We start from the raw sequence: 9,605 nt of genomic DNA on the forward strand, positions 1-9,605 counted from the left end.
AGCAGGACGGCGCGATCATCACCCAGTTCGACATGGGCGCCTGCGAGTCGCTCGGCCTGCTGAAGATGGACTTCCTCGGGCTGCGCAACCTCACCGTCCTCGATGACGCGATCCGCCACATCAGGAACAACCGGGGCGATGAGGTCGACCTCGAGGCGTTGCCGCTCGACGCGCCCGAGGCCTACGAGCTGCTCTGCCGCGGCGACACGATCGGTGTGTTCCAGCTCGAGGGCGGCCCGATGCGATCGCTGATCCGCGCCCTGCAGCCGACCACGTTCGAGGACATCGCCGCGCTCATCGCGCTCTACCGCCCCGGCCCGATGGGGATGGGAAGCCATCTCAGCTACGTCGAGCGCAAGCACGGCCGGCAGCGGATGGACCCGATCCATCCGGAGCTCGAGGCGCCTCTTGCCGACCTGCTGGCCGAGACCTACGGCGTGATCGTCTACCAGGAGCAGGTCATCGCGATCGCGCAGAAGGTCGCGGGCTACACCCTCGGTCAGGCCGACCTGTTGCGCCGCGCGATGGGCAAGAAGAAGAAGGCGATCCTCGACAAGGAGTACGTCCCCTTCTGCGAAGGCATGCGCGCGAACGGGTTCAGCGACCCGGCGATCGCGAAGCTCTGGGACACGCTGATCCCGTTCGCCGACTATGCGTTCAACAAGTCGCACTCGGCGGGCTACGGGCTGGTGTCGTACTGGACGGCGTACCTGAAGGGCAAGTACCCGGCGGAGTACATGGCGGCGCTGCTCACGTCGGTGCGCGACGACAAGGACAAGAGCGCGCTGTACCTGCACGAGTGCCGCCGCATGGGCATCAAGGTGCTGCCGCCCGACGTGAACTCCTCCAATGCGGACTTCTCACCGGTCGGGACCGACATCCGATACGGCCTGGCCGGGATCCGCAACGTCGGCACGAACGTGGTCGCCTCGATCATCGGGACGCGCACCTCGCGCGGCGCCTACACCGGGTTCGCGGACTTCCTGGCCAAGGTCGATCCGGTGGTCTGCAACAAGAAGGTCATCGAGTCGCTGATCAAGGCCGGCGCGTTCGACTCGCTCGGCCACACCCGGCAGGGTCTGATCCGGGTGCATGCCGAAGCGGTCGACGCCTGCCTCGACACGAAGCGCGCGGAGGCGGTGGGCCAGTTCGACCTGTTCGGCGGGGGAGACGAGGGCGCCGAGCCGGCGCTCGGCATGGATCTCACCATCCCGGTCACCGAGTGGGACAAGACGATCCTGCTCGCGTTCGAGCGGGAGATGCTCGGGCTCTACGTCTCGGACCATCCGCTGTTCGGCATCGAGCACGTGATCACCGCGGCGGTCGACTGCCCGGTTTCGGCGCTGGCCGGGGAGGAGCGTTCAGACGGGTCGATCGTGACGGTCGGCGGCATCCTGTCCACGGTCACCCGCAAGATCACCAAACGCGGCGACTCCTGGGCGACCGCGATGTTGGAGGACCTCGAGGGCGCGATCGAGGTGCTGTTCTTCCCCAACTGCTACTCGGAGTGCGCCGTCCACATCGCCGAGGACGCCGTGCTGCTCGTGCGGGGCCGGGTGGACAAGCGGGAAGAGGTGCCGAGGCTGATCGCGCTCGACGTCTCGGTGCCCGACGTGAGCGAAGGCCCGCGCGGTCCGGTCACCATCTCGCTGCCGGCGGCGCGATGCACCCCACCGGTCGTCGACCGGTTGAAGGAGGTGCTCGCCAGCCATCCCGGCACGACCGAGGTCCGGCTGCAGCTGACGGCGGCCGGCCGCTCGACGGTGCTGCGCCTCGACGACCGGTTGCGGGTGAGCGCCGGGCCGGCTGTGATGGCCGACCTCAAGGAGCTGCTCGGACCGGGCAGCGTGTCCGGATGAGTACGGCGAAGCCGCAATTGCCGGGTTGACCGACCGGCCGCGCGGCCGATGCGCGACGCTGGTAGCCGTGAGCGGTACGGCGTACGAGGTCCGTGGTCTGGTCAAGCACTACCGCGGCCAGCCCGTTCCGGCCAACCGGCAGATCGAGCTGACCGTGCCGGCCGGAGAGATTTTCGGTCTGCTCGGGCCCAACGGCGCCGGCAAGACGACGCTGGTGCGCCAGCTCGCCGGCTTGGTGCGGCCGGACGCCGGCGCGTTGACGTTGTTCGGGCACGACCTGGTCGCAACGCCCCTGCTCGGGCCCCGGTTGGTGGCCTATCTCGCACAGGACGAGCCGGCGCTGGCCGAGCTGTCCGTACGCGCCGCGATCGAGACCACCGCGCGACTGCGTGGGGTGCGCCGCCGCGACGCCGGGCGGCAGGCGTCGGCGCTGCTCGAGGAGCTCGAGCTGGGTCGCCTCGCCGACCTGCCGTTGGTGCGGCTGTCCGGTGGCGAACGCCGACTGGCGTGCGTTGCGGCCGCGCTCGCCGCCGACCGGCGGGTGCTGCTGCTGGACGAGCCGACCACCGGCCTCGACCCGGTCGCGCGGCGGGCGGTCTGGTCGGCGATCCGCCGCCGCCGGGACCGGGACGGCACCACCGTCGTGCTGGTCACCCACAACGTCATCGAGGCAGAGACCGTGCTCGACCGCGTCGCGGTGCTCGACCGCGGCAGCGTGATCGCCTGCGACACCCCGGGTCGGTTGAAGGCGGCGGTCGATGACTCGGTGCGGGTGGTCCTGGTCTGGCGCAGCGATCCGCCGCCCGGCGACGCCACCGTGGAGCGGCTGGCCCGGACCGCGAGCGTCGACGGCCGCCGCTGGATCGCTCGGCTCGGCCGCGAGGACGCTCGTGACGTGCTGGACCGGCTCACCCGCGGCGCCGTCTTCGCCGCGCTGGACGACTTCACGGTGGCGACGCCGAGCCTGGAGGACGTCTACCTCGCGCTCGGCGGCCGCGACGACGACCTGGAGCGCGTGTGACCGAGGTCGAGAGCCCGCCCCGCCAGCAGGCGGCGACCGGGGCGCCGGCACCGGGCCCGCGGGTCGGCCTCGTCGCGGGCATCGCGACGGTGACCGCCGGGCAGCTCGGCCGGGTGCGGGTCGCCCGGGGACCGTTGCTGTTCGTCGCCACCGTGCAGTCACTCGGCCTGGTGTTGCTCCTTCGCGGGGTGGTGCACCACCACGACACGGCGACCGCGGCGTCCATCGTGGCCGGATCGACCGTGCTCGTCGTCGCCTTCGTCTCACTCAACCTGCTCGCCCAGCGCTTCGGCGCGCTGCGCGCGGCCGCAGCGCTGGACTACTACGCCGCGCTCCCGGTCCCGCCCGCCGCGGTGGTCCTCGGTACGGCGGCGGCGTACGGGTCGTTCGCCGTACCCGGCTCGGTGCTTACTGCCGTGATCGGCGTCGCCATCTATGGCCTGCCGGCGGCGCAGCTGTGGGTGGCGGTGCCAGCCGTGCTCGTGGCAGCGGCGGCGCTCGCCGGCGTCGGCGCCCTCGTCGGACTCGCCTTGCCGCGCCCTGAGCTGGCCACCGTCGCGGGCCAGCTCGGCATGACTGCGGTGCTCTTCCTCGGCATCATCGCTCCGACCCACCTGCCCGAGGCAGTGCGCGCAATCCGCGCAGTGGTCCCGGGAACCCTGGCCGTCGACGCCCTCGCGAGCGCGCTTCGCACCCACCCGGACTGGACCGGCATCGTGGTGCGGTTGATCGCCACGGCCGGGTACGGCGGCATCGCACTGGCGATCGCGGGCCGGGTCTTCCGCCGGGCGGTCGACCGATGACCGACCCCACGGGTAGCGGTCTTGCGACGCCGGAGTGGCAGCACTGGCAGGTGGTGAAGTCCGAGCCCTGGCCCACTCCGCAGGCGCTCGACGAGGTCACGATCCGCTGGCGGGCAGAGGTGTTCGTGGCCTTGGTCGTCGCGGCGTACTCCACGGTGCTCGGTGGGCTGGTGGGCATGCTGTGGCCACGGGTGGCGCCACACGTCCGGCTGGTGGCCGCGATCAACGGCTCCGAGGCGGCGACCAAGGCACTGCTCGGCGACGACATGTGGTTGGCCTTCCTCGGGATCCTCGCCGGACTCGTCGTCGTGGCCGGATCGTTCGTCCTTGCCCGTGACGCGACCGACGGCCCCGGCGGTGTGATCGGTCTCGCCGTCGGCGGCATCCTCGGCTCGCTGGTCGCCGCTCAGGTCGGGCATCTCGAGCAGCACCCGCACGTCGTATCCGCGCTGAACGCGGCGTACCCCGGGCTGAGTCGGCACTCCGTGCGGACCATCCTCGGCTACTTCGACTTCAAGCTCCGAGCCGAAGGCGTGCTGGTTGCCTGGCCGGTGGCAGCGGTCGCCGCGCACGCGATCGTCGGCGGGCTGCGCTCCTGGCGGCGCTCCGCCGGCCGCGGCTCGCGCCGATTCGTCTGACTACCCTTTGCCCGTGATCGCCCGACTCGACCTGCGTGGCCGTCGGGTCGACCCGCGGACGGTGCTGCCGCGGGCCCGGCTCGACGTGGCGGCCGCAACGGCGGCGGTGCAGCCGATCGTGGACGCGGTTCGCGATGGCGGTCGCGCCGCGGTGTTCGAGCTGACCGAGCGCTTCGACGGCGTCCGGCTCGATGACCTGCGGGTCCCTCCTGCGGCTATCGCCGAGGCGCTCGATCGGCTCGATCCCGCGGTCCGGTCGGCGCTCGAGGCAGCGATCGCACGCACCCGTCAGGTGCACACCGCCCAGCGGCCGGCCGACGTCCGGGTCGAGCTCGGGCCCGGCGCGGTGGTCACCGAGCGCTGGTCACCGGTCGGCCGGGTCGGCCTGTACGTTCCGGGTGGGTTGGTCGCCTACCCGTCGAGCGTGGTGATGAACGTCGTACCGGCACAGGTCGCGGGGGTCGGGTCGATTGCGGTTGCGTCGCCGCCGAAAGCCGATTTCGACGGCCGGCCGAACCCTGCGGTGCTTGCCGCCTGCGCGCTGCTCGGGATCGACGAGGTGTACGCGGTCGGTGGCGCCCAGGCGGTGGCGATGTTCGCCTACGGCGTCGAAGGCGTTGCGGCCGTGGACCTTGTCACCGGTCCGGGAAACGTCTACGTCGCCGCGGCCAAACGGCTGCTCCGCGGCGTCGTCGGCATCGATGCCGAGGCCGGCCCCACCGAGATCGCGATTCTCGCGGACGAGACCGCGCCGGCCGACTTTCTGGCCGCCGACCTGGTCGCGCAGGCCGAGCACGACGAGCTGGCCGCGTGCCTGCTCGTCTCGGCGGCCGACTCACTGCTGGACGACGTCGAACGGCTGCTCGCCGGCCGGGTGGCCGCGACGCGTCACCGCGAGCGGGTCGAGTCGGCACTCTCCGGTCAGTCGGCGCTGGTCCTTGTCGACGACCTGGACCATGGCATCGAGGTGGTCGATGCCTGGGGCGCCGAGCACCTCGAGGTCGTGACCGCGGATGCGGGCGACGTGGCGGCCCGCGTGCGCAACGCCGGTGCGATCTTCGTCGGACCCTGGTCGCCGGTGTCGCTCGGTGACTATCTGGCCGGCTCCAACCACGTGCTGCCCACCGGGGGAACGGCCCGGCACACGAGTGGACTGTCCGTCTACTCGTTCCTCAGGCAGGTCCACGTCGTCGACTACACGCAGGATGCGCTGGGCGCGGTCGGCGAGCACATCGATGCGCTCGGCGGCGCCGAGGATCTCGCCGCGCACGTCGAAGCCGTGCGGTCGAGGGTGCGATGACGGCGTCGTGGGTGCCGCCGCTGCGCGGTGATCTGCAGGGGCTGCCGGCGTACGGCGCGCCGCAGGTCGCGGCGCGAATCCGCTTGAACACCAACGAGAATCCTTATCCGCCGCCACCCGGCGTGGTCGCCGATCTCGCCGAGGCGGTGACTGCGGCGGCTCGGTCGCTCAACCGGTACCCGGACCGGGACGCCGTCGAGCTGCGCACCGCCCTCGCCGGTTACCTCGGCCACGAGCTCGCGGTGCGGCAGGTGTGGGCGGCCAACGGCTCGAACGAAATCCTGCAGCAGGTGCTGCAGGCGTTCGGCGGTGCCGGCCGGAGTGCGCTCGGCTTCGAGCCGTCGTACTCCATGCATCGCCTGATCGCGCTCGCGACCGGCACGACCTGGATCGCGGCCACCCGTGCGGCGGACTTCACGATCTCGGCAGACGACGCTCGCGCTGCCGTCGTGATGCATCAGCCGGATGTGGTGTTCCTCTGCGCCCCGAACAACCCGACCGGCACCGCGCTGGACCCGGCGGTCCTCGACGCGGTGCTCGATGCGGCGCCGGGCCTGGTCGTCGTCGACGAGGCATACGCCGAGTTCTCCGACCGGCCGTCAACCCTCGACGTTCTTGCCGGCCATCCGCAGCTGCTGGTGAGCCGCACGATGTCGAAGGCGTTTGCGTTTGCCGGCGCGCGGGTTGGCTACCTCGCAGCCGACGCGTCGATCGTCGACGCGCTGCAGCTGGTCAGGTTGCCCTACCACCTGTCGGCGCTGACGCAGGCGGCGGCGCTGGTTGCGCTGCGGCACCGCAGCCAGACGCTTGCCCACGTCGAGCAGATCAGGGCCGACCGCGACGCGCTGGTCCGTTCGTTGCGCGCCCGCGGGTACGACGTCGCGGAGTCCCAGGCAAACTTCGTGCTGGTGGGCGGGCTCGGCGACGAGAAGGCGATGTGGCGCGAGCTGTTGCACCAGGGCGTGTTGGTGCGCGATGTCGGTCTGACCGGACGGCTTCGAGTCAGCGTCGGCACCGGCGAGGAGAGCGAGGCGTTCCTCGACGCGCTCGACCGCGCTGCCACACTTGTGCAATGAGCCGGACCGCGTCGGTGGAGCGCGCCACCAAGGAGTCCCGCGTCGCGGTGACTGTGGATCTCGACGGCACCGGGGTGTCCGACGTCGCTACCGGCGTGCCGTTCTTCGATCACATGCTCGGGCAGCTCGCGAAGCACAGCGAGATCGACCTCACCGTCAATGCCACCGGTGATCTCGAGGTCGACAGCCACCACACCGTCGAGGACACGGCGATCGCGCTCGGACAGGCGCTGCGCGAGGCGCTCGGTGACAAGGCAGGCATCCAGCGGTTCGGGGATGCGATGGTGCCGCTCGACGAGACCCTCGCGCAGGCCGTCGTCGACCTGTCCGGACGGCCGTATTGCGTGCACGACGAGCCACCCCTGGTCGAGCTGATCGGTACCTACGACACGACGTTGACCCGGCACATCTGGGAGTCGATTGCGGCCAGCGCGCAGATCTGCCTGCATGTGCGCGTGCTCGGCGGGCGCAACGCCCACCACATCGTCGAGGCACAGTTCAAGGCCGTCGCCCGGGCGCTCCGCCAAGCGGTGACACTCGACCCTCGGTCGGTCGGCGTGCCGTCGACGAAGGGTGTGTTGTGACGGCGGCTGCGCCGTCGGTGGTGATCGTCGATTACGGGTCGGGCAACCTCCGGTCGGCCGAGCGCGCGTTGGCGTACGCGGGCGCGGCGGTCGAGGTCACCGCGGACCTGAGCCGGGCGAAGGAGTCGGACGGCCTGGTCGTACCGGGGGTCGGCGCGTTCGCGACCTGCATGGCCGGCATCGCCGCCATCGGTGCCGACGATCTGGTCCGGCGCCGAGTCGCCGACGGGGCTCCGGTCCTTGGCATCTGCGTCGGCATGCAGGTCCTCTATCAGTCCGGCGCGGAGCACGGTACGACGACGGCGGGCATCGGCGTGCTGCCCGGCACGATCGAGCGGCTGCCCGCGGCGGTGCTCCCGCACATGGGGTGGAACACGGTCGTCGCAGCGCCGGGCTCTCGGCTGCTCGCCGGTGTGGAGGGCGAGCGGTTCTACTTCGTGCACTCCTACGCCAAGCGTGCGGCCGGGCCGGAGGCGGTCGGCGAAACCGTCGCGGTGCACGGCGCGCCGTTCGTGGCGGCGATCGAGGCCGGGCCGATTGCAGCGACCCAGTTTCACCCGGAGAAGTCGGGTGCCGCCGGCCTGCACCTGCTGCGCAACTGGGTGTCGAGCCTGCGGCCCTGACCGCCGCCTACGCGATCAGCCGTAAGACCGCCGTACCGGCGTCAGTGCGGGATGGGCTGCTTCGTTCCTGCTGAGAACAGCAGGACCAGGCGTGCGTCGCGCGGGTTGCTCTTCGCCGAGTGGAGGGTGAACACGTAGAGCGAGCCGCCTTCGGTGAACCTCGGCTTCGAGATCGCATAGGACCCGCTCGCGGCAGGGTCGATCACTCTGACCGCCGCCGGTGCCGGACCGAAGTCGGTGTCGGTCAGCTCGATCGTGACCTTTCGATGGCTGAAGCCACCGGCGAGGCTGACCGATGCGCCGCAGAACTCTGCGGTGCCATGGCATTTCACCGTCCGACTGCCCGCTGCGCCGGCAGGTAGCGCCATGGCCACGCTGGCTGCGGCAAGGCCGGTGGCGACGCCCACCGCAAGTCCCACGTGCACGCGTTTCGACATCGTCTCTCCTTTTCCGCGGCCGAACCGGCCACGACAACGTAGGTCGGTCCCACTCTGGTCGGGGGACCAGTACATCGACGGACGGCGCAAGCGAACGGTTGGCAGACCCTCCGGCGCGCCGACGTGCCAGCCCGGGCGGCCTGCGACTGTTCCGGTGTCGCTTCGTTATCGTGCCTGGTGCACATGAATCGCCCGATGCTGGTCGGCAGCTACGGCATGACCGGCAGCACGCACTGGCTGGCGTCCGCAGCCGCGATGAGTGTGCTGGAGCGCGGCGGCAACGCCTTTGATGCAGCCGCGGCCGGCGGGTTCGTGCTTCAGGTCGTCGAGCCGCATCTCAACGGTCCGGGCGGCGAGGTCCCGATCCTGCTCTGGAGTGAGCGCGACCAGCGTGTGCAGGTCGTGTGCGGGCAAGGCGTGGCTCCGGCCGCGGCGACGATCCAGGCGTTCGAGCAGCTCGGCATCAACGAGATCCCCGGCGCCGGCCTGCTGGCCGCGACCGTCCCAGGCGCGTTCGGCGGCTGGCTGCTGATGCTCGAGCGGTGGGGGAGCTGGCCGCTTCGCGACGTCCTGTCGTACGCGATCTCCTACGCCCGCAGCGGCTACCCGGCAATTCCGGGGATCTGCACGACCGTCGAGGGGATCGCCCAGACCTTCCGGGACCGCTGGCCGACCTCGGCCGTTCAGTGGCTGCCCGGCGACCGGCCGCCGGTGCCCGGGTCGCAGCTGACCAACCCGACCCTGGCGGACACCTATGAGCGGATCATCCGCGAGGCCGAAGCGGCGTCGAGCGACCGCGAGGGTCAGCTCGAAGCGGCCCGGTCGGCGTGGTACGACGGGTTCCTCGCCGAGGCGCTCGGGCGGTTCTCGACCGGGACCAGCTGGTGGGACCCAACCGGCGAGGTGCACAGCGGTCTGCTGACCGCAGACGACATGGCCGCTTGGCGGCCGACGATCGAGGAGCCGGCGACCTACGACTACGGCCGTTACACCGTGTGCAAGACCCAGGCATGGGGCCAGGGTCCGGTGTTCCTCGCCCAGCTCGCGCTGCTCTCCGGCTTCGACCTCGACGGAATGGGTCACCTTTCCCCGGACTACCTCCACACGGTCGTCGAGTGCTCGAAGCTCGCCTTCGCCGACCGCGAGGCGTGGTACGGCGACGCTCCCGGAGTCGAGGACCTGCCCCGGAAGCTGGTCGACGATGCGTACGTTGCCGAGCGGCGCACGCTGGTCGGTGACACCGCGAGCTTCGAGCTCCGGCCCG

Annotated in this window: 10 protein-coding genes; 9 read left to right on the plus strand and 1 reads right to left on the minus strand. The window is 71.2% G+C overall.

From position 1 onward, the window contains the following. The 8 genes from dnaE to hisH form a co-directional block, all read left to right on the plus strand. Positions 1 to 1,859: DNA polymerase III subunit alpha (gene dnaE / locus VME70_08760; protein HTW20286.1), on the plus strand; the 1,859-nt coding region annotated here is incomplete at its 5' end. Positions 1,860 to 1,926: 67 nt separating this feature from the next. Then, a complete protein-coding gene (locus tag VME70_08765; protein ID HTW20287.1) occupies positions 1,927 to 2,880 on the plus strand; it encodes an ABC transporter ATP-binding protein in 954 nt (317 codons plus the stop codon). Further along, on the plus strand, positions 2,877 to 3,683 hold the full coding sequence (locus VME70_08770; GenBank protein ID HTW20288.1) for an ABC transporter permease: 807 nt from the start codon (positions 2,877 to 2,879) through the stop codon (positions 3,681 to 3,683). The genes VME70_08765 and VME70_08770 overlap by 4 nt, the downstream gene beginning before the upstream one ends. Continuing rightward, positions 3,680 to 4,321 carry a DUF2567 domain-containing protein gene (locus tag VME70_08775; GenBank protein ID HTW20289.1) on the plus strand — a complete coding sequence of 214 codons (642 nt, stop codon included), beginning with the start codon at positions 3,680 to 3,682 and terminating at the stop codon, positions 4,319 to 4,321. The genes VME70_08770 and VME70_08775 overlap by 4 nt, the downstream gene beginning before the upstream one ends. A 13-nt stretch (positions 4,322 to 4,334) precedes the next feature. Further along, entirely contained in the window at positions 4,335 to 5,621 is a 1,287-nt protein-coding gene (gene hisD, locus VME70_08780; GenBank protein HTW20290.1) for a histidinol dehydrogenase, read from the plus strand. Further along, entirely contained in the window at positions 5,618 to 6,697 is a 1,080-nt protein-coding gene (locus VME70_08785) for a histidinol-phosphate transaminase (protein HTW20291.1), read from the plus strand. Before hisD ends, VME70_08785 begins: the two co-directional genes overlap by 4 nt. Continuing rightward, positions 6,694 to 7,281, plus strand: coding sequence for an imidazoleglycerol-phosphate dehydratase HisB (gene hisB / locus VME70_08790; GenBank protein HTW20292.1), 588 nt, complete (start codon positions 6,694 to 6,696; stop codon positions 7,279 to 7,281). Before VME70_08785 ends, hisB begins: the two co-directional genes overlap by 4 nt. Further along, positions 7,278 to 7,904, plus strand: coding sequence for an imidazole glycerol phosphate synthase subunit HisH (gene hisH / locus VME70_08795; GenBank protein ID HTW20293.1), 627 nt, complete (start codon positions 7,278 to 7,280; stop codon positions 7,902 to 7,904). Before hisB ends, hisH begins: the two co-directional genes overlap by 4 nt. Positions 7,905 to 7,945: 41 nt before the next feature. Here the strand turns inward: hisH and VME70_08800 are convergent, their stop codons facing one another. After that, on the minus strand, positions 7,946 to 8,341 hold the full coding sequence (locus VME70_08800) for a hypothetical protein (protein ID HTW20294.1): 396 nt from the start codon (positions 8,339 to 8,341) through the stop codon (positions 7,946 to 7,948). A gap of 183 nt (positions 8,342 to 8,524) precedes the next feature. Here VME70_08800 and VME70_08805 point away from each other — a divergent pair. Next, the coding region (locus VME70_08805; protein ID HTW20295.1) for a gamma-glutamyltransferase at positions 8,525 to 9,605 on the plus strand (1,081 nt) is incomplete at its 3' end.

Source organism: Mycobacteriales bacterium (genome assembly GCA_035504215.1).
GTDB lineage: Bacteria > Actinomycetota > Actinomycetes > JAFAQI01 > JAFAQI01 > DATAUK01.

Coding starts and splice junctions, on each gene's coding strand:
- VME70_08775 (HTW20289.1), top strand. CDS start 3,680: ATGACCGACCCCACGGGTAGCGGTCTTGCGACGCCGGAGTGGCAGCAC.
- VME70_08785 (HTW20291.1), top strand. CDS start 5,618: ATGACGGCGTCGTGGGTGCCGCCGCTGCGCGGTGATCTGCAGGGGCTG.
- hisB (HTW20292.1), top strand. CDS start 6,694: ATGAGCCGGACCGCGTCGGTGGAGCGCGCCACCAAGGAGTCCCGCGTC.
- VME70_08800 (HTW20294.1), bottom strand. CDS start 8,341: ATGTCGAAACGCGTGCACGTGGGACTTGCGGTGGGCGTCGCCACCGGC.